The organism is Anabaena sp. CA = ATCC 33047 (assembly GCF_963870205.1).
Classification (GTDB): Bacteria; Cyanobacteriota; Cyanobacteriia; order Cyanobacteriales; family Nostocaceae; genus Trichormus.
In genome coordinates this window covers 222,634-242,456 of record NZ_CAWMSA010000044.1, presented here as the reverse complement: position 1 = coordinate 242,456, position 19,823 = coordinate 222,634, and the positions used below count along the sequence as shown (strand labels likewise).

The following is a 19,823-nucleotide window of genomic DNA, read 5'->3' as shown; positions in this document are numbered from 1 at the left end:
CCTAATTTAATGTGATATCGTCCGCTTAAACAATTATTGTAGTTGTTTAGGCAGAGAATAGGGAATAGGGAATAGGGGAATAGGGGTTGTTTCCAAGTGACGTACTCCACACACTCCCCTTCCCTACGGGACGCTACGCGAACGGGTGAGTGTGGGCTTCTCAATGACTCCCCTATGAGGACATTAATTGAGCTTTGAGGGCGTGCGTCCCACGCGCCTTTATGTTTATTGCCGCATTCAAATCCCTGCACAAAATAGTATGACAAACAGGACAATTGTGCATTCTTTGAGATAGCGGCTTTTTAACTTTGTGACCGCAGTTAGAACATTCTTGGCTAGTACCATTTGGATTTACAGCTATTACCTTCAAACCAGCATTTTCGGCTTTGTTTGAAAGTATTGTTACAAACTGTCCCCATCCGGCATCATTGACACTTTTAGCTAGCCTTGTTTTAGCAAGTCCTTTAACATTCAGTTTTTCAACGGCAACAACATCATACTTATCAAGAAGTGATTTAGCTGCTTTAAAGTGAAAATCTCTACGGGTATCAGCAACTTTTTTATGCTGTTTACCCAGTTTTTGGATAGCTTTCTTTCGTCTATTAGAACCTTTTTTTCGCCTTGACACCTTACGTTGTGCTGATTTTAATTTATGTTCAGCTTTGCGTAAATGCTTAGGTGCAGCAATTCTAGAACCGTCAGAAGCTACATAAAAATCAATCAAACCTACATCGATTCCAACAATATTATCAGGATTGAAATCGGGATTAATTGTGGGAACCGTCTTGTCGTCAAGGCTGAGAGTGACATAATAACCGTCTGCTTTTTTAGTAACAGATACAGTTTTAATCTCAAAACCATCAGGTATGGGGCGATGAACAATTACCTTAACATCTCCAATTTTTGACAGTGTGATTTTATTATTAACAAAATGATGCCGTTTGAATTGGGTATAAGTAAAAGTTTTATATTGACTTTTTCCTTTGAATCTAGGTCTTCCAGACTTTTTACCATTAACATCACCCTTTAACCATCGCTCAAAAGTTATCTCAACTTTTTTAGGAACTTCCTGTAATACTTGAGAGTGAATCTCTTTGTACCAAGGTCTATCAATTTTAAGTTGAACTAGAGAAGCTTTTTGTTTGTAATAGTTGGGTTGCTCTTTTAACTCCGGCAAATGACAAATTAATGGGCATCTATCGATAGGACAACGATTTTGTTCATACCAGTCAAACCTCTGAGCAAGCAGATAATTATACTGACAACGCAGCATATCCAGCGTTTTATCTATTTTCTCTGCTTGCTCTTTAGTGGGTTTGATTTTGTATTGGTATGAGGTTTTCATTGCCTTATCCTTGTTTTCGACCTATGTTTAGCATAACATAAGTGTAACGACGTTGTACTGGCATTTATGAAAAGCAAAACATTAAATTTAAGGATATCTGAACGCAGATTAAATAAATTAAGATTATACGCAAGTCAAAACGATAAGACGATGACTCATGTAATTGAAGATTTTATTGACTCGCTCAAAGTTAGAATTGGTGATTCCTCATCGACCCACAACCAATTCAATCCTGCGGATTGAATTGGTTGTGGGTCAATTCGTCATCACCCAAAAATTCATCCCACACTGCCCTATCGGGTCAGATGTGGGGCTTCTTTTTGATTTAGCTAATGACTAATAACTAATAACTAATAACTAATGACTAATGACTAATGACTAATGACTAATGACTAATAACTAATCCAATCACTCCAACTACCAGCATAAAGTTTACCTGTATGAATCCCTGCTAACTCTAGAGAAAGGAGATTGACACAGGCTGTCACACCAGAACCACAATAAACTAAGATTTCCTCGGCTTGTTGGAGATTTTCCCAGCGTTGACAGTGTTGTGTGAGTGTGATTAGATTACCGTTAGCATCTGTAACTTCGCTCCAAGGGTAATTTACAGCCCCAGGAATGTGACCTGCAACTTTATCAATTGACTCTCGTTCACCACGATAGCGATCGCCTTCTCTCGAATCTACCAAAACTACCGTCGGTAAATCCTTAAGATTTTTGACAGCTTCAATATCCACCACCAATTCCGTTTGAATTTGGGGAGTAAAATTAGCTGTTTGAGCTTGAGGAATGATATCTGTAATCGGATAACCTGCTGTTTGCCATTGGCTAAAACCACCATCCAAAACGGCGACTTGTTGATGTCCGAAATAGCGCAACAACCACCACAGACGAGACGCAAACGCCAAGCGTGAGTCATCATAGGCGACAACCAGAGTTTTTTGAAACTCTACTCCAATAGCTGCTAATTTCTGCCCTAATTCCTCCGGGTTGGGTAAAGGATGTCTCCCACCATGTTTACCCACAGGGCTAGAAAGATCCAAATTCAAATCTAAATAGTAAGCCCCAGTGATATGACTGGCTTCATACTGCTTTCGCCCTAGTTGTGGATCGGCTAAAGAAAAGCGACAATCTACAATGACCACATCTGGGTTTTGAAGGTGTTGCAAAAGCCAGGCTGGGGAAACAACAAATTGATGATTATCCATATAAGTTCACAATAATATACAACTAGCAACTGCAAAAAATTAAATTTGATTTTTCTTGATGATTTCTGATTTTTAGCAACATGACAACACCAGAATTTACCACTTTTGCACCACAAATCACAGGCGATGGTTCGTTTACATTCTTCTCCCAAGAGTTTGGAGAAGCTTTTCATAGTCATTTCGGAGCCAAACAGGAAAGTTTTCTCAAATTTGTCAGTCCTACCCAACTCAGAGACGCTGCTCAAAAACCGATTTTACACCTGTTAGATATTTGTTATGGTCTAGGATACAACACAGCCGCCGCTTTGCAGACAATTTGGGCAGTAAATCCCAATTGTTATGTAGAATTAATCGGTGTAGAACTGAATCCATCTGTGCCGCAAGCAGCAATAGAGCATGATGTATTAGATAACTGGAATTATGAACATACGCCTATTTTAAAAACATTGGCTTTTGAGCAACAAGTCCAGACACCAAGACTCAACGCCAAACTATTAATTGGTGATGCTAGAGACTCAATTAAGAGATTACATCAATTAGGTTTCCAGGCTGATGCAATTTTTTTAGATCCATTTTCGCCGCCTCAGTGTCCTCAACTATGGACTGTGGAATTTTTGCAAAAAGTTGCTCTGTGTTTACACCGAGATGGCTTACTAGCAACTTATTCTTGTGCGGCGGCGGTACGTACAGCCCTGTTAACTGCTGGCTTACAAATAGGTTCAACTCCACCAGTGGGGAGGCGCACACCTGGAACTGTGGCAGCCTATCCGAAACATCCAGAGTCAGAAGCGCACCCAGCCCTGCCTTCCCTCTCTCTAGCCGAACAAGAACATTTGCTGACTCGTGCCGCTATTCCCTATCGTGATCCGCAATTAAACGATTCTGCTGATGTCATCTTGCAGCGACGACAACAAGAACAACAAGCTAGCAAGCTTGAGCCTACTTCCCGTTGGCGAAAACGGTGGTCACACAGTAATTATACGTAAGTAGTTATATTGATTATCAGTATTGCTTTGAGTATTTTCTTCTGGGTAACTGATTAAGAGGGAACAGGGAACAGGGAACAGGGAACAGTTAGTAGGGTGCGTCAGTACGAGAAACCCTAGCTATACTAAGAAAATATTCATACTGACGCACCCTACATTTTGGAGATTTTTGGCTTTGGAAGTCCCGAATTTTCCGCCAGTTCACGGTACTGGAATTATTAATTTTGTGTAAATAAACTGATTGTTCAAAGCTTTGTATCTTAAGATGCAATCATTATTGATGATTCGCAACCAACGATGATACACGAAAATTATTATACCAAAATCAGAAATTTTATCGCCTAAAATCATAACTTAGACTCAAATCACCCCACTTTGATCTAGCTTAGTCCAGTATTGTTGTTGCTGGGGAAACTATGCTCAACAATCCCAGTGAAAATCATGATTTAACATTTGTGAATATTGATCATCCTGGCATGAAAAACAGGTAAATTACATAAGGCAATTCCTCTAGGTAGATTCTCGCTGTTCTCAAAACACATAAATATTTGTGGGGATTACTCAAGCTAGCAATCTAAGATGGTGCAAGAAAATGGTCAGATTGACAATTAAATAATCAGATGGTTTGTCCATCGAAGGCTGTTAAATTATTATTCAATATTGGGGTACTTCTGTGATTAAAATTAGTAGTGACTATACAGGCTCTACTGAACAGCAGTTAAGTGGGTCTCATCCCCCAAGTAAGGTTAATAGTGTAGCTGCTAATCATGCCGGAGAATGTCATGATGAACCAGATTATTCCTTGGGTTTATCTCCAGAAGATTTGATCATTGCAGAAAGCCAAAAAGTAAATTCTTGGCTGAATCCTGGTTATGACAGTTTCATTTCCAGAACTATACAAAGCCCAACAAATCAAAACCATAGCTTTGATGCTGAATCAGCGCAAGTATTAGTAGTGGATGATCATACTGCTAGTAGAATGACTGCTGTGGCACTGTTAGCGATGGAAGGCTACACAGTGATTGAGGCGAATAGTGGTTTTTTAGCTGTGGAACTGGTGAAGCAACAACAACCCGATTTAATTTTACTGGATGTGATGATGCCGGGAATGGACGGGTTTGAAGTCTGTCAAATACTGAAACAAGATGAACATACCAGACTCATACCGATAATTTTTATTACAGCTTTAAATGATAGGCGATCGCGCATCCGGGCGATTGAAGTCGGAGCCGATGATTTTCTGATTAAACCGTTTGATCGTGTAGAATTAGTAGCGCGTGTTAAATCTTTAATCCGACAGAAGCGGTTAAATGAAGACTTAGATCATGCAGAACAAGTTTTATTTTCTATAGCTAGGGCGATTGAAAGTCGTGATCCGAATACGGGTGATCATTGTGAACGGCTAGTCAAACTAGGACAAGCTTTTGGTGAGTATCTGCATCTTTCACGTTACCAAATGCGAGATTTAAGATGGGGTAGTTATCTTCACGATATTGGTAAAGTGGGAATTCCCGATGCAGTATTGCTCAAACCAGGCAAACTCACCCCTGAAGATTGGGCGGTAATGAAACAACACGTATTGATTGGGGAAAAAATCTGTAAACCACTACGTAGTATGCGGGGAGTGATTCCGATTGTTCGCCATCATCATGAACGTTGGGATGGTTCTGGCTACCCAGATCAACTCAAGGGAGATGAAATACCTTATCTAGCACAAGTATTTCAGATAATTGATATCTACGATGCCCTGACTAGCGATCGCCCTTACAAACGAGCTTTTAGTTCCGAAGAAGCATTATGTGTCATTCTCAAAGAAACTGAGTCTGGTTGGCGTAATCCTCAGCTTGTCAAGCAGTTTGCCCAGTTTATTCTCACCTTACAGCGTCAGTCAGCTTAGGTTATCGGCAGTCTGTTGTTGGACTATGATGATTAGCTGGTATTATTTGAGCCTACATCTTAAAGTAGCAAGTGCAGTAGCTAATTATGGTAGTTGTAGCAATACTAGCAGCAGGACGTGGCACCAGAATGAAATCCAGCTTACCCAAGGTTTTACATTCTTTGGGTGGGCGATCGCTAGTGGAAAGGGTGCTAGCAAGTGTCGAACCACTATCACCGTCACGGCGAATGGTGATTGTCGGGTATCAGGGTGAAGAAGTTAAAGCCGCTATCGATGCGCCTGAGTTGGAGTTTGTTGAACAAACTCTACAACTGGGAACAGGTCACGCCATCCAACAATTACTGCCCCACCTAGAGGGTTACAATGGGGATTTACTGGTACTGAATGGGGATGTGCCGCTATTACGCACCGCAACCTTAGAAAAGTTATTACAAACTCACCAAGCACATCAAAACGCCGCCACTATCCTCACAGCCTATTTACCTAACCCTAAAGGCTACGGGCGGGTTTTTTGCAACGATGAAAACTTTGTACAGCAAATTGTCGAGGAAAAAGACTGTACTCCAGCCCAAAGACAAAATCAACGAGTGAATGCCGGGATTTATTGCTTTCGTTGGCAGAATTTAGCCGAGGTTCTACCCCATTTACAGGCTAACAACGCCCAGAAAGAATATTATCTCACCGATGCTGTCACCCAGGTAGGTCAAGTAATGGCGGTAGATGTGGCAGATGAACAGGAAATTTTGGGTATAAATGACCGCTTGCAACTAGCCACAGCAACCGAAATTTTACAGAGGCGAGTCAAGGAAAAATGGTTGCTAGCTGGTGTCACTCTAGTAGACCCCAACAGCATTACTATTGATGATACTGTAGAATTACAGCCAGATGTGATTATTGAACCGCAAACTCATCTCCGGGGCAACACTGTGATTCAAACTGGCAGTCGTATCGGCCCTGGTAGTTTGATTGAAAATAGCCAAGTCGGTGAAAATGTTACCGTGCATTACTCCGTAGTTACAGATAGCATCATCCAAGCAGGAGCCAAAATCGGCCCTTATGCTCATTTACGGGGTCATGCTCAAGTTGGTAACAATTGCCGCATCGGTAACTTTGTCGAATTGAAAAACACGCAGATAGGCGATCGCACCAACGTTGCTCATTTGTCTTATTTGGGTGATACAACCGCCGGAAATCAAGTCAATATTGGGGCAGGAACCATCACCGCCAACTATGACGGCGTGAAAAAACACCGCACCATCATCGGCGATCGCTCAAAAACAGGTTCTAATAGCGTGTTAGTAGCTCCCCTCACCTTGGGTAATGATGTCTACGTGGCTGCTGGTTCTACTGTGACAGAAGATGTACCTGATGATTGTTTAGTGGTGGCTCGTTCTCGTCAAGTAGTTAAACCCGGTTGGCGGAATAAGAGTCAGCAGTAGGGGAGATGAGGGAGATGAGGTAGATGGGGGAGATGGGGGAGAAATTCTTTCCCAATCCCCAATCCCCAATCCCTTCCAATCCCCAATCCCCAATCCCCAATCCCCAATTAACCCTCTAATGTACAGCCTACCTCAGTCCCTTCTGGCAGTTCTAAAGTGTCGCCAATTTGTACGCCATCATGGAAGGCGGCGAGGATGACTTGGCTGGTTTTACCCCAGGCGATCGCACCATGAGCATCTAAGGCGATCGCTCCAAAATCCCGTTGATTTTCATACGCCTCAGCAAAAGACTTTTTCATAGCATCTTTGAGAGACATGCCATCAGTAACCCGCACCACAATCTTGGCGGCTAAACATTCATCAATAATATCTTCTCCAATCCCCGTACAACTAACCGCCGCATAACCCGTAGCATAATTACCTGCCGGCATAGCAGAATCACTTACCCGACCAATGCGTTCAAAACCTTTACCACCTGTAGAAGTTCCAGCCGCCAGCTTACCGTAGGCATCTAAAGCGACTACACCAATCGTACCGCGCCCGGCATTACTAGGTTCTAATAATTCTGGTTCGGCTACTACCCCAGCCATCGTTCTTTTAAAATTATCTTGACGTTCCTGTATCCATTCTTGCAACCGCAACTCAGTGAGAGCATTGTAACTAGGTACTTGTAATTCCCTGGCTAATTCTGCCGCACCATAATCTGAGAGTACCCGGTCGGGTGAAGTTTGTAAAAATTCTGCCAAATCAATCGGATTTTTAACCCGTGAGATATTAATCACACCACTAAAACGCTGTGATCCTCCATCCATCAAAGAAGCACTCATCCGGATTTGGCCATCAGATTGCAGCACCGAACCAGTACCAGCATTAAAACGGGGATTATCTTCCAACAGTTGACAACCCCGTGCTACGGCTGTTGTAGCGTTCACTCCAGACAATAACAGAGCATAAACTTCTTCTACCACAGCATACAGCGATTGGCGTACTGCCTCTAATCCGCCTTTACCGTGGAGAGAACTACCAGCTCCCCCATGAATAATTAATTTTGGTTGTACCTGTGAATCCATCTATGCCCCTGTGATGTTTAAGTTTAAGTTGCGGTTGTTGTAGGAATTGGGAATGAGGACTGGGAGCAAGAGGAATTAGGGCAGGGTGCAGAGAGAAAAAGGCAAAGTCTTCTCCTCCCTGCGCCCTGCACCCTGCGCCCCTGCTCCCTTGCTTCAATTCCCAGTTCCCCTATGTTGTTGCATCAGAACGCCGACGACGGCAACGTTCTGAGCAATATTTCACCTCATCCCAGCAATCTTGCCATTTCTTCCGCCAAGTGAAGGGACGTTGACATACCGGACAGATTTTTGTAGGTAAGTCAGATTTAGAACGATAGCGTCCCATATCATTAACTGTGCAAAGTTGAATTAGATTTCTAAGAGAGATGGCAGACAATTATAACCAGATTCTTACTCAAGGAAGATACTTTTGAACAGAAAACTTGTACGCATCCCCCCATCAACTGAATTTGGGATAATTGACTCAAAAAGATACTAACACAGGGATTCAAGACTGGGGATTGGCGACAAATCAATTCAAAATGCTAAATTGTCTCATCAAACAGCTAGGGGTAACAGTAAGCGACTAACTACTCGATGATCTGGTAACTGGTAGAAATCTAATTCGCCGGCGAGTTGTTGAATTATCTGTTGGCAGATGAGTAAATGTAGATGTGGTAGTTGCTCACATGGATCAACAGCTAAAACATCTTTGCGTGTTTTTTGCTGTAACTTGGTGAATACCTGGGATTCAATCGTGCCGTTATCTGTGATTGACAACTCTAAGAACTGCTCATCTAAGCGACGACACCAAATATCAATTCTGCTGCCATCAGGAGAACGCTGACAGGCAGCAAGCAATAATTCGTACAGGACTAATTCAAATTTCACAATGTCGCCTACAATCGTCATCGACGAGAGATAGGCGGAGGGATTCAGGGCTGGGAATAAGGCAACACTATTGTGTGATTCCCGTTCTTCCGTTGATTGTCCTAAACCGTGAATTCCTAACCAGAGTTTTTTGTGTTCGAGTAAAGGCTCTATGCGTTCGAGCGATCGCTTGAGTAAACTGGCTATAGCCATCGTTTCACTATTTTTGTGTAGTTGCCATTGTTCCTGTTTGAGTAGCCCCGTCATTGCCGTAGCAGTTTGATCTAACTGTCGCCACAATAATTGGTAGCGTGTCTGAGTTAGTTCATTAGTAGGTATTCCCAAATCTTGAACTTGATTGAGTAATTGTCTGGTGGTTCTGTGAATTTCTTCTAGACGACGATGTTTGTACCAATTGAGTTGTTGTAATTGTTCAGTTGTAGACTCTAAAAACGTGCCGATTTGCTGTTGACGACGCAACCAAGCTAATTGCTCAATTAAAATTTCTAAGGCATTCAAGGTTTTTTGTGGCCAGTAGCTTTCTGCATAGTCTGCTAACACAATCACAGCCGTAGGTTGATGGATGGCAGCAGTACGTAAAGCTATGACTATCACCTTACCGATTAACGTACAATTTAACCATTTTTTTGTTTCTGGTGGTAAATCATTTACCGTTAAATTTAAGTAACCATCTGTGGCTAATGCCCACTGAATCAAGGCTTCATGCTCTACAGCTATTTTTGTATTGATGTCTATTCTCAAACGACTGTCAGTAATTACACCGGGAATGATTTCTGCATGAGACTGCCCAGATGCCCAAGACAACATGAATGCTAACGGACAACCGAGAATAGATGCAATTTGTGTGAGGGCTGTAGTTTCTAGATCATGTTTTTCTGTTTGATATGTTTCGCTTTGGGCTTCTTCCAAAATACACAGGCATTGTTGGATACCATGCAAAATCTGTTGCTGCTGTTCACTATTCACCACTAATCGCCATTGCCGTAAAATTACGCCAATTTGTTGGCTGACAATCCATAGCAATTCTTTTTCTAGAGTTGTCCAAGTGCGATGATGGGAGTGGGTAATTAGTAAAATGGCCTCTGGTTGATGACCTTGAGCGCAGTTGCACACTAACAGCGATCGCACCCCATTGTCTAACAAGGTTGGCCGCCAGTTAAAAAACCTTAAGTCTTCGTCTAAGTTCTCAACTTCTACTGTGGTTTTTGCCGATTTCAACATTTGCCTGTCGGTTTCTGTCAAAATACTTAAACCAAAGGCCAAAGGTCGGCGATTATGGGGTTGGGTTTGATAAACAACTTGATAGTTATTCCGGTCTGAATCGTACTGTAAAACTAAAAAGCGGCTAGCTGCTAATCGCGGTAATACCTTGGCGGCACACAGCCGTAATGACTCTTTCAAGTCTTGGTTACTGTAGATAGTTTGAGCAACTTGGCTGGTGAGTTGGGAGTCTTCTTGAATTTGTTGAATGGTAGTTTCCATTTTTTCTGTAGGAGCTACCAGGGAGATTAATCCCGCCGCACCTTGAACAAAATTTTTATCGGCTTCTGTCCAGATGCGTGGTTCGTTACCTTCCACTGCCAGAAACCCTAATAAATCTTTTTGCCAAAAGATGGGAGCCGCTAAGAGCGATCGCACCCGCCAACGTTGCAGTAACTTAGCAGTAAAATGGCTAGTTAAGGAACTGCGCGCGTCACCAATCCAAACAATTTGATTGACTGACAAAGCATAATAAAAGTCACTCAACTCTTGTACTGTCATCCCTGCGGCTGGGTGTTCACGCTGAGAGTCTCGCGCGATTGTGACTAGCTGACTGCTCATGCGACACCAAAAATAGCGTCCTTGCCTTTCAAACCAGTAAATATTGGTACGACTGGGTGCCACAAATTCATGGGTGGCTTCTACTACTGCTTTGAGTCTTTCCTCTAAATTATTCTGGTTGCGTACATTGTCTAATAATTTCAATAACGGCTCATCAGGACGTTTGCTTTGCTGTTGCTGCAACAGGATTTCATGTTGATACAGGACTGCTCCCAATTCCCCCAACACTATCAACAACCTAGCTTTGGCATCCTCTGGCAGTAGATAACCCCAATTTGTGGAAGCAATTAATACTAACCCTAAACAACGGTCTTTGTAGCGGATCGGAAAAACATTTGTTCCCTGAATATTCTGTTGTTTACCAAATTCTTGCCATTCTCCCATTCTGGGTTCTTGGCGGATATCCGCCACTTCCACCGGACACTGTTCAATCACTGCTTGCTCTAATAAGTCGCCCGAATTCAGCACCAACCGTTTTCTGAAAAAGCTGTCTTCATTACCTAGGGTGACACCGCCCTTGCCTAACAAGGTGTGTTTACGGCGATCATAAAAGGCAATCCAAATCAGACTGTTATGAAACTGCTGCTGAAGATAAGAAATAGTCTTTTCAATCAGAACTTCAACATCTTCTTCTTCCCTGAGACTTTGCAAAACCCGCCCCAGGTTAAGAATATGTTGTTCGGCGGCTGTAGGTGGTTGTGGCTGCCCCATCTGATTATTAGTCAACATAACTTGTAATATATATTAAGATGCCCAGAAAGTTACCCCGAATAATACTTTTACCAGTCCTTCTTGAGATTTCTGGGTGAACTACCTACATCGACCTTGGACTCGCGCAATTCATCTCACGCTCCCCTTTCCTACGGAACGCTACCGCGAACGGGTGAGACGTGAGCCTTCTTGCTTTTAAAGGTAAAATTAGCAATGGATATTTATCAAGTTGCGGTTCGTCCGGTTTTATTCAATTTAGTTAAGGCAGATCCAGAGTGGTCGCATCACCAAGCTATTGGTCTTTTAAGTTGGCTATCACATCAAAATCACACTGGTAATCACTGGCTGCCGAACCTGTTACAAAAGTCTCTGTGTCTCAATAATCACCGGCTAGAACAAAACTTATTTGGGTTACAATTTCCCAATCCTGTAGGTTTAGCAGCTGGGTTTGATAAAGATGGTGTAGCCTCTGGTATTTGGTCAAGCATGGGTTTTGGTTTTGCGGAATTGGGAACTGTGACATTTGTAGCACAACCAGGTAATCCCCGTCCTCGTTTATTTCGCTTACCGTTAGATCAGGCTGTCCTCAACCGCATGGGGTTTAATAATCGTGGTGCGGCGGTGATGGCTCAAAGGTTATCTCAGGAAAAACAAGAGTTAACTTCTATCCCCATAGGTATCAATTTGGGTAAGTCGAAGGTGACACCCCTAGAAGCCGCCGCCGAAGATTATCTCCAAAGTTTTCGCTTGCTCAAAGATTTGGGCGACTACTTTGTGGTGAATGTGTCGTCACCTAATACTCCAGGCTTGCGATCGCTCCAAGATGCTACTATGCTCAGTTCTATCTTGGATGTACTCCAAACTGAAAACAATGCACAAAAACCATTATTTGTGAAGATAGCACCGGATTTAGAATGGGAAGCGATCGCCGATATTATTAGTTTGGCTAAAACCTACCAGTTAGCAGGAATTATCGCCACGAACACCACTATTAGCCGTCAGGGACTCAAAACTCAGATAATTGACAAAACTGGCAATTCACCTGAGCAAGAAGCCGGGGGAATTAGTGGCGCGCCTGTGCGCGATCGCTCCACGGAAGTGATCAGATTTATTTGGCAGCAAACCCAAGGGCAAATTCCCATCATTGGCGTAGGCGGTATATTTTCCCCGGATGATGCTTGGGCAAAAATTACTGCTGGTGCTAGCCTGATTCAAGTTTATACAGGTTGGATTTACGAAGGCCCAATGATGGTACGCCGCATTCTTGAGGGTTTGCTGTCTAAATTAGAACAGAATCACCTCAGTTCTATCTCGGAAGCTGTAGGTTTAGAGTTTAAAAGTCAAAAGCACATTGAAAAATAGGGAAATTGGGGAGTAGAAAGCTATATTCCCTACTCCTCATCCTATTAAGCTTCGTTTTCCTCCAGGGGGAAGAACTCCTTAGTTTTTTCCTCAAAAGTCCAAGCAATACCATCAGGATCGCGGCTGCGACTCCATTCAGGAAAGTCGGGATCATTGCGCCGTTTATATACAGTGCTGGAGTAAACATTCAGCCGTTTAGCTAGTTCTGATTGAATCAGAGAGCCAAACACTAACTGTTTTGCTAAATCTGGTTTGGCTGCTTGATTAACTGCTGGTGCTGGTAATTCCTCTTCTGGTTCGGCGGCAATTGGTTCTGGAGTTGGCGGTGGTGGTGCTAATAGCGATCGCGCCTCCTGCGTCAAGGGTGGCATCGCTACAGGTTTGACAGGCTCGCTACTGTCAAGAATATTACCCAGAACATTACCCGTAATGAAGTAATAAACTTCACCGCCTTCTTCAGTCGGTAGTATGCTGGCACCAAATTCCGAGGCTTTACTATCTAGATAGCGTTTTGCTTTTGCGCCGGGAAAATTCCCCCGCATCGCCAAATCTACCGGTGTAATCTTGCCCTGATTTTCTCGCAGCAACTGACTAAAAGTTGGGTTAACTCGCTGACACCACTGTTGCCATTGATATTGTTGCCAAACATTTAAAGCAATCAGCAACACAAGCAGCGACAGCAAAAATTTCCAGGCAGTCACCAGGAAAATAATCACAAACGATATTGGCAAAAGGAGAACGAGAAAGCCTTTCCCGTTACCTTCGATTGTTTTTTCACTCATGCCGATTTTTGCCAAGCGAATTTTTTTTGGGAAATACTATATTATATTGGCAAAAAGTGGTACAGGTTTTTGTATATTTTGGCAAAGTCAAGCTAAAAATCGGCAAAAGCATCCTTAACTTTGATGTTAGAAAACTAAAAAACCTATATTTTCGGCAAAAAACCACAAGCAAGGAGGCAGGAGGCAGGAGGCATTAGGCAAAATCTTACTCTGCCTAGTATTCACGCTGGAAAAATTTCCTAACGTCAGTGACTACGGCTATACCGTAATCATCACATATACCATATTTATACTACAAATGATTCTCTTAAACAAGCTAGCTCAATCAATAGGTTCTATATTGCACTTAGTGGCTGAATTAGCGTTTGTGAGCAGCAAGTAGTGGCGATATTGTCCGGCAAAATCAGGAATGAATTGTTCCCTTTAATGTTGGTAATATCTGGGTAAAATTGCCTGAAAAACTAAATTTTTGCTCCCATTCTAGATAGAGAATACAAGCAATTAACCATAATAAACCTGCGGCATATCCAGCTAAAACATCTGTAGGCCAATGCACTCCTAAATAAAGTCTACTAAAACCTATTGCCAAAATTACCACAGTAGTTGAGGCTAAAATTTGCTTGCGCCATTGTGGAAATTCTTTCGCTAAAATATAGCCGATACAGCCATAAACTGCTGTTGAAACCATAGCATGACCGCTAGGGAAACTATAGTGAACCGCATTCACAATGTAATCCCAAAGTGCGGGACGCGCCCTTCTAAATATCTCTTTTAACAAAAAATTTAACCCTACAGCACCGACTGTTGCCATGCCTAGGGTAGTAGCTTCCCGACGGCGTTGGTTGTACCAAAGATTAATTCCGATTGCTGAACCAATTGATAGAAAAATTAATGGTTCACCCAAAGCAGTGATACCTTTGATGATGATATCAAGCACAGGAGTATGCAGGGTTTGGATACCTAACAAAATGCTTTCATCGAGAGCATACTTGTACAATAATCCACTACCTAAAACCAGGCTGGTAGCCGCCGCCGAACCTAAAATCAGTTGACTGTTGAGTTGGTTTAATTGTGGCTCTAGGGGTACGGCTGCTAGTTGTATGGGTGTTGCTGCTGTACTGACATATTGTTGAGCAATTTCTAGTCTGTAGTCTAAGACTATACTTTGCAGAAGGGAGGCGATCGCACTCAGGCTAATATCTGGAGCAAACATCACCAGTACATTACCTGTGAGATGATTCGCACTAAATTGGTGAATGACTTTTTCCTGTGATAATCGCCATTCTATGTAATTTTTGCAAGCCTGAGAAAGATGCAGTCCTTTGACTTTGAATCTGGCTCTACCTTTGACAGCCGTATGTATTGCTTCAACTAAACCATTACCATTCGAGAGATTGTGAAGATACCCGTTCATTTTCCGATAAGTATATTTTGAACAATTACTATACAATTCCCACAGCCATCACTCTTCACAGCACCGTATCTTAGTATAGGCGATCGCTCAAATACTAAAAAACCTTCTCCAGAACAGAGAAGGTTGAGGGGGACAAATCAATTCAAAATTCAAAATTCAAAATTAAATAATTTTTCCCTATAATTCTTCACTGCGTGACGCTGGCGCGAAGACTTTTAGCTTGTTTATCCCCAATCCCCAATCAACAATCCCTAACCTATTCTACATCTTTAATGCGGGTTTTCCGTTCTACAATTTCCTTGACTACCAAGGTGACAACGGCGAGTAATGCTAAAAGTACAGCCGCAGAAAAGGCGGCTTCGGTTTCATATTGTTTGTAAGCTTCTTCTACAAACAGGGGTAAGCTTTGGGTAATGTTAGCAATGTTACCTGAGACAACGGAAACCGCCCCGAATTCGCCCATTGCTCTGGCGTTAGTCAAAATTAAACCGTAGAGTAAACCCCAGCGAATACTAGGGAGGGTAACACGCCAAAATATTTGCCAATCATTCGCTCCTAGAGTTCTGGCGGCTTCTTCTTGGTCGCTGCCGAACTCCTCTAAAATAGGAATTACTTCCCGTGCGACAAAGGGCATACTCACAAAGGCTGTCGCCAGTACCATCCCCGGTAAGCCAAAGATAACTGTGATATCATATCCTTGTAGAACAGGGCCAAACAACCCTTGTCGCCCGTAGAGTAGCACCAGCATCAAGCCAGCTACTACAGGCGAGATGGAAAAAGGCAGGTCAATAATACTTAATACTAAAGCACGACCGGGGAATTTATGGCGAGCGATCGCCCAAGCGGCACATAAACCGAATACAGTATTTAAAGGTATGGCTATCAATGCCAGTATCAGCGTTAATTTGGCAGCATAAACAAAGTCAGTGCGGCTGAGGTTCTGGAAAAACGGCCCGATTCCCTGACTGAAAGCTTGGACAAATACGTTAATTGCCGGGATATATTGAATCAAAGCTAAATAGGCGATCGCAATCCCAATTAAAATTGTGGGAACCCAACTCTTTTTTTGTTGAGGGTTCGACGGACTAATCTGAGACTCCTTATTTATTGTCATATCTTCTTGCCCAAGCTTGTAATAAATTAATTCCTAAAAGCATCACCAAGGAAATCATCAGCAACACAACACCAATCACAGTTGCACCAGAATAGTCATACTGTTCTAACCTTTGGAAAATTAACACCGGTGCAATCAAATCTTGAAATGGTGTATTAGATGCAATAATTACAGTCGAGCCATATTCCCCCACCGCACGCGAAAAACCCAAAGCCACACCTGTTAAAATCGAAGGTAACAACGGTGGTAAAATCACCTTCCAAAAAGTTTGCCACTGGGAAGCACCCAAAGACCAAGCAGCCTCTTCAATATCAATTTCCATTTCTTGCAATACCGGTTGCACAGTTCTCACGACAAAAGGTAGCGAAATAAACACCATCGCCACCCAAACACCCAAACGTGTAAATGAGACTTTAATCCCCAAGGGTGAAAGCAAAGAACCAATCCAGCCGTTATTACTGTAAACTGTTGCTAATGTTAAACCAGCTACCGCAGTCGGCAGCGCAAACGGTAAATCTACGGTCGCATCAATTATTCTTTTCAGAGGAAAGTCATAGCGCACTAACACCCAAGCCACCAAAGTCCCAAAGATGCCATTGAGTAATGCAGCCAGTAAAGAAGTGACAAAGGTAACATTATAAGTAGCTAAAGCTATATCACTCGTAGCAATTTCCCAAAATCTAGCCGGTGGTTCTGTACTAGCTTTGAGAAACAAGGCACCTATAGGGAGAAATAACATAATTGTCAGATATCCCAAAGTAATGCGCCATGTCCAAGGCATTTGCGTTATTGGACGGATCAATGTCTTCCAAACAGGAGTTTTTCGTTCAACTTTGGCAGAAGGAGATATAGTCATAGACAATTCAATATTGGTGAAGATTGCAGGAGATGAGGGAGATGAGCAAGCAGGGGGAGCGGAGGAGCGGAGGAAGCAGAGGAGAAGAACTTTTACCCAGTCAACCGTCAACAATGCCCAATGCCCTGTGCATCGATGCCCTATCTTCTGATGCTGGTTTGAATTTGATCAAACACACCGCCATCAACGAAGAACTTTTGATCAATTGCTTGCCAACCACCTAAGTCGTCAGCAGTCCCCAGAGTTTTCACTTTGGGAAATTTATCTGTAACTTCTTTGGTTTGAGCTACTGTTTCATTGACTGGACGAAATCCTAACTTGACAAACTCTTGCTGTGCTTCTGGCGTATAGAGAAATTTGACAAAGGCTTCAGCTACTTCTCTATTACCGTGTTTATCAACGTTTTTATCAACAACAGCTATAGGATTATCAATAGAAATATTGACTTCCGGGACAATATAATCTAGGTTTTTACCTTTTTGTTGTGCCAATATTACTTCGTTTTCGTAATTTATTAAAGCATCCCCTTGTCCTTGTTTTGCAAATGCGTCTATTGCTTCTCGTGCATCTCTACTCAGAATTGGTACATTACTATAGACTTGAGTGACAAATTCTTTGGCTTTAGCCTCATCGCCACCTATTTTCATCCCTGCATTCCATAATGCCAAGAAATTCCAACGCGCAACACCAGAGGTTTTCGGGTCAGCAGTGATTAATGTAACATTATCTTTAGTTAAATCTGCCCAGTCTTTAATACCTTTAGGGTTGCCTGGGCGAGTAATGATTGCTGCTACAGATTTAGAAACTATACCATTATTGGGTACTTCTTTTTCCCAACCTGGGGCAATTAGTCCAGCTTTCTCAATTTTTTGAGTATCTAAAGCCAGTGCTAAGTGAACTACATCTGCTTCTAAGCCATCGATGACGGCGCGAGTTTGAGAACCAGATGCGCCATAACTTTGTCTAAAGGTGACAGTTTGGTTATGTTCTTGCTTCCACTTTTCCACAAACTTGGGAATAATCGCTTCGTGAGCAGCTTTGGTGACAGCAAAGGAAAGTAGGGTGAGTTCTACATTCGGCTTGTTGGCAGCAACAGTATTGGCTGTAGGTGTGTCGCCAGAGGTAGCTGTTTGATTACCCCCAGAGCAAGCAGCAAGGGTGACACTCAACATTGCCCCTACTATCATCACTGACACAAAGCCTGTTAATGTATTCAAGCTGAATGGATGTCTTCTCTGCCTAGCAATTAGCTGTAATTGCTTTAATAATCGCTGCCACACTCTCATCCCACACTCTCCTGATTAAAATACGGTTAGTCGATAAAATTATAGGTGTATATATAGATAATTGCAGACTACTCGTGAAATTGGCAAGTGGAGATTGGGGAGCAGGGGAGGCAGGGGAGGCAGGGGAGGCAGGGGAAGCAGGGGAGCGGAGGAGAGAAACTAATGACTAATGACTAATGACTAATGACTAATAACTAATAACTAATGACTAATTTTTCATCACACTGCAACAGGCGTGCAACAAAACTGCCATAAACGATATCTACAATAGGGAATACATATAAAATAAATATCCTTGCAGACAGCTATGCAAAACCAAGTACACGACGAATCACAACCTTTAAATAATATTTCTGCTAATAGCAAACTCCAGAATCATGCACCTTGGAAAAAGGCGGCGGCTTCCTTTTCGCTAGTGCTGCTAGGCTCAGGTATGACTTTAGCCGGTGGTTATTTAGCTGGAAATCCGCAACTGACTAAAACTGCTTCTAACTTGGCTGTGAGTCGAGTAGATGCAGCCCCACCTTTACCCAATGGTACAGATGCTAACTTTGTTACCCAAGTGGTGCAGAAAGTTGGCCCGGCTGTAGTTAGAATTGAGGCTTCTCGCACAGTGAGAAGAGCTTTACCGGATGAGTTTAATGATCCGTTTTTCCGTCGCTTCTTTGGTTCACAACTGCCACCAGCCCAAGAGAGGGTAGAACGGGGTACAGGTTCCGGTTTTATTATCAGTCGTGATGGTAGCATTCTCACCAATGCTCACGTAGTGGATGGTGCAGATAGGGTGAGAGTTATACTCAAGGATGGACGCAGCTTCCAAGGTAAGGTATTGGGAAAAGACGAATTAACAGATGTGGCGGTTGTGAAGATTCAGGCTGATAACTTGCCGGCAGTCACATTGGGTAATTCTGACAACCTACAACCAGGAGAATGGGCGATCGCAATTGGTAATCCTTTAGGTTTAGATAATACAGTGACAACAGGTATTATCAGTGCCACTGGACGCTCCAGCAATCAAATCGGCGCGCCTGATAAGCGTGTAGAATATATTCAAACTGACGCAGCTATCAATCCTGGTAATTCTGGTGGGCCTTTACTCAATGCCCGTGGTGAGGTGATTGGGATGAATACAGCCATCATTAGAGGCGCACAAGGCTTAGGTTTTGCCATTCCCATCAAAACTGTACAACGTATTTCTAACCAATTGATCGCTACAGGCAAAGTTCAGCACCCTTACTTGGGTATTCAGATGGTGAGTTTAACACCTCAGATCAAGCAAAATATCAACTCTGATCCCAATAGTGGTTTGACTGTGGATGAAGATAAAGGTGTCTTAATTGTCAGAGTCGTCCCTAATTCACCAGCTGCTAAAGCGGGGATACGTGCCGGTGATGTGATTCAAAGACTCAATGGCCAATCAGTTAAAGATGCTACCAGTGTTCAAAGAGCAGTAGAAAATACTCAAATTGGCGGACAATTACAAGTAGAAGTAAAACGCAACGGGCAGAATCTCAATTTAGCTGTACGTCCTGGTGCTTTTCCTACTCAGCGAGTGCAGTAAGTAGAAAAAGACAAGGGAGATGCGGAAGCTAGAGGGGTAGGGGAGCAGGAAGCAGGGAGCAGGGAGCAGGGGGCAGGGGGAGAAGAGTTTCGCCATTT

15 protein-coding genes are annotated in these 19,823 nt (G+C 42.8%); 5 read left to right on the top strand and 10 right to left on the bottom strand.

Annotated features, from left to right (window positions below):
* Positions 1–172 precede the first annotated feature (172 nt).
* Positions 173–1,345 carry an RNA-guided endonuclease InsQ/TnpB family protein gene (locus tag AACS98_RS12970; protein WP_066380397.1) on the bottom strand — a complete coding sequence of 391 codons (1,173 nt, stop codon included), beginning with the start codon at positions 1,343–1,345 and terminating at the stop codon, positions 173–175.
* Between the two features lie 392 nt (positions 1,346–1,737).
* Positions 1,738–2,556 carry a sulfurtransferase gene (locus AACS98_RS12965; RefSeq protein WP_066380394.1) on the bottom strand — a complete coding sequence of 273 codons (819 nt, stop codon included), beginning with the start codon at positions 2,554–2,556 and terminating at the stop codon, positions 1,738–1,740.
* Between the two features lie 80 nt (positions 2,557–2,636).
* On the opposite strand from AACS98_RS12965, the gene AACS98_RS12960 reads away from it, so the two are divergent.
* The 3 genes from AACS98_RS12960 (at position 2,637) to glmU (ending at position 6,878) form a co-directional block, all read left to right on the top strand.
* A complete protein-coding gene (locus tag AACS98_RS12960) occupies positions 2,637–3,542 on the top strand; it encodes a tRNA (5-methylaminomethyl-2-thiouridine)(34)-methyltransferase MnmD (RefSeq protein ID WP_066380393.1) in 906 nt (301 codons plus the stop codon).
* 673 nt (positions 3,543–4,215) lie between these two features.
* On the top strand, positions 4,216–5,439 hold the full coding sequence (locus AACS98_RS12955; protein WP_066380392.1) for a response regulator: 1,224 nt from the start codon (positions 4,216–4,218) through the stop codon (positions 5,437–5,439).
* 86 nt (positions 5,440–5,525) lie between these two features.
* Positions 5,526–6,878, top strand: coding sequence for a bifunctional UDP-N-acetylglucosamine diphosphorylase/glucosamine-1-phosphate N-acetyltransferase GlmU (glmU, locus tag AACS98_RS12950; protein ID WP_066380390.1), 1,353 nt, complete (start codon positions 5,526–5,528; stop codon positions 6,876–6,878).
* Between the two features lie 107 nt (positions 6,879–6,985).
* Here glmU and AACS98_RS12945 read toward each other — a convergent pair whose 3' ends face one another.
* The 3 genes from AACS98_RS12945 to AACS98_RS12935 all read right to left on the bottom strand — a co-directional run bounded on the left by AACS98_RS12945 (position 6,986) and on the right by AACS98_RS12935 (position 11,350).
* A complete protein-coding gene (locus AACS98_RS12945; protein WP_066380387.1) occupies positions 6,986–7,948 on the bottom strand; it encodes an isoaspartyl peptidase/L-asparaginase in 963 nt (320 codons plus the stop codon).
* Between the two features lie 169 nt (positions 7,949–8,117).
* The gene (locus AACS98_RS12940) at positions 8,118–8,273 is read right to left on the bottom strand and encodes a DUF2256 domain-containing protein (RefSeq protein ID WP_082803655.1); all 156 of its coding nucleotides are present in this window, start codon (positions 8,271–8,273) and stop codon (positions 8,118–8,120) included.
* A gap of 212 nt (positions 8,274–8,485) precedes the next feature.
* Positions 8,486–11,350 carry a sensor histidine kinase gene (locus tag AACS98_RS12935; RefSeq protein ID WP_066380982.1) on the bottom strand — a complete coding sequence of 955 codons (2,865 nt, stop codon included), beginning with the start codon at positions 11,348–11,350 and terminating at the stop codon, positions 8,486–8,488.
* Between the two features lie 213 nt (positions 11,351–11,563).
* Between AACS98_RS12935 and AACS98_RS12930 the strand changes: the two genes are divergently transcribed.
* A complete protein-coding gene (locus AACS98_RS12930) occupies positions 11,564–12,712 on the top strand; it encodes a quinone-dependent dihydroorotate dehydrogenase (RefSeq protein ID WP_066380385.1) in 1,149 nt (382 codons plus the stop codon).
* 44 nt (positions 12,713–12,756) lie between these two features.
* On the opposite strand, the gene AACS98_RS12925 is transcribed toward AACS98_RS12930, so the two are convergent.
* From AACS98_RS12925 to AACS98_RS12905, 5 genes are all read right to left on the bottom strand, one after another.
* Positions 12,757–13,494 (bottom strand): hypothetical protein, encoded by a 738-nt coding sequence (locus tag AACS98_RS12925; RefSeq protein WP_066380382.1) that lies wholly within the window; start codon positions 13,492–13,494, stop codon positions 12,757–12,759.
* 403 nt (positions 13,495–13,897) lie between these two features.
* Positions 13,898–14,908 carry a phosphatase PAP2 family protein gene (locus tag AACS98_RS12920; protein ID WP_066380380.1) on the bottom strand — a complete coding sequence of 337 codons (1,011 nt, stop codon included), beginning with the start codon at positions 14,906–14,908 and terminating at the stop codon, positions 13,898–13,900.
* A gap of 256 nt (positions 14,909–15,164) precedes the next feature.
* A complete protein-coding gene (cysW, locus tag AACS98_RS12915; RefSeq protein ID WP_066380378.1) occupies positions 15,165–16,022 on the bottom strand; it encodes a sulfate ABC transporter permease subunit CysW in 858 nt (285 codons plus the stop codon).
* Entirely contained in the window at positions 16,009–16,878 is an 870-nt protein-coding gene (gene cysT, locus AACS98_RS12910; protein ID WP_066380376.1) for a sulfate ABC transporter permease subunit CysT, read from the bottom strand. The genes cysW and cysT overlap by 14 nt, the downstream gene beginning before the upstream one ends.
* 140 nt (positions 16,879–17,018) lie before the next feature.
* Positions 17,019–18,164, bottom strand: a complete 1,146-nt coding sequence (locus AACS98_RS12905; RefSeq protein ID WP_066380374.1) for a sulfate ABC transporter substrate-binding protein — start codon at positions 18,162–18,164, stop codon at positions 17,019–17,021.
* 307 nt (positions 18,165–18,471) lie between these two features.
* On the opposite strand from AACS98_RS12905, the gene AACS98_RS12900 reads away from it, so the two are divergent.
* Positions 18,472–19,725, top strand: a complete 1,254-nt coding sequence (locus AACS98_RS12900; RefSeq protein ID WP_066380372.1) for an HhoA/HhoB/HtrA family serine endopeptidase — start codon at positions 18,472–18,474, stop codon at positions 19,723–19,725.
* Positions 19,726–19,823: the final 98 nt, after the last annotated feature.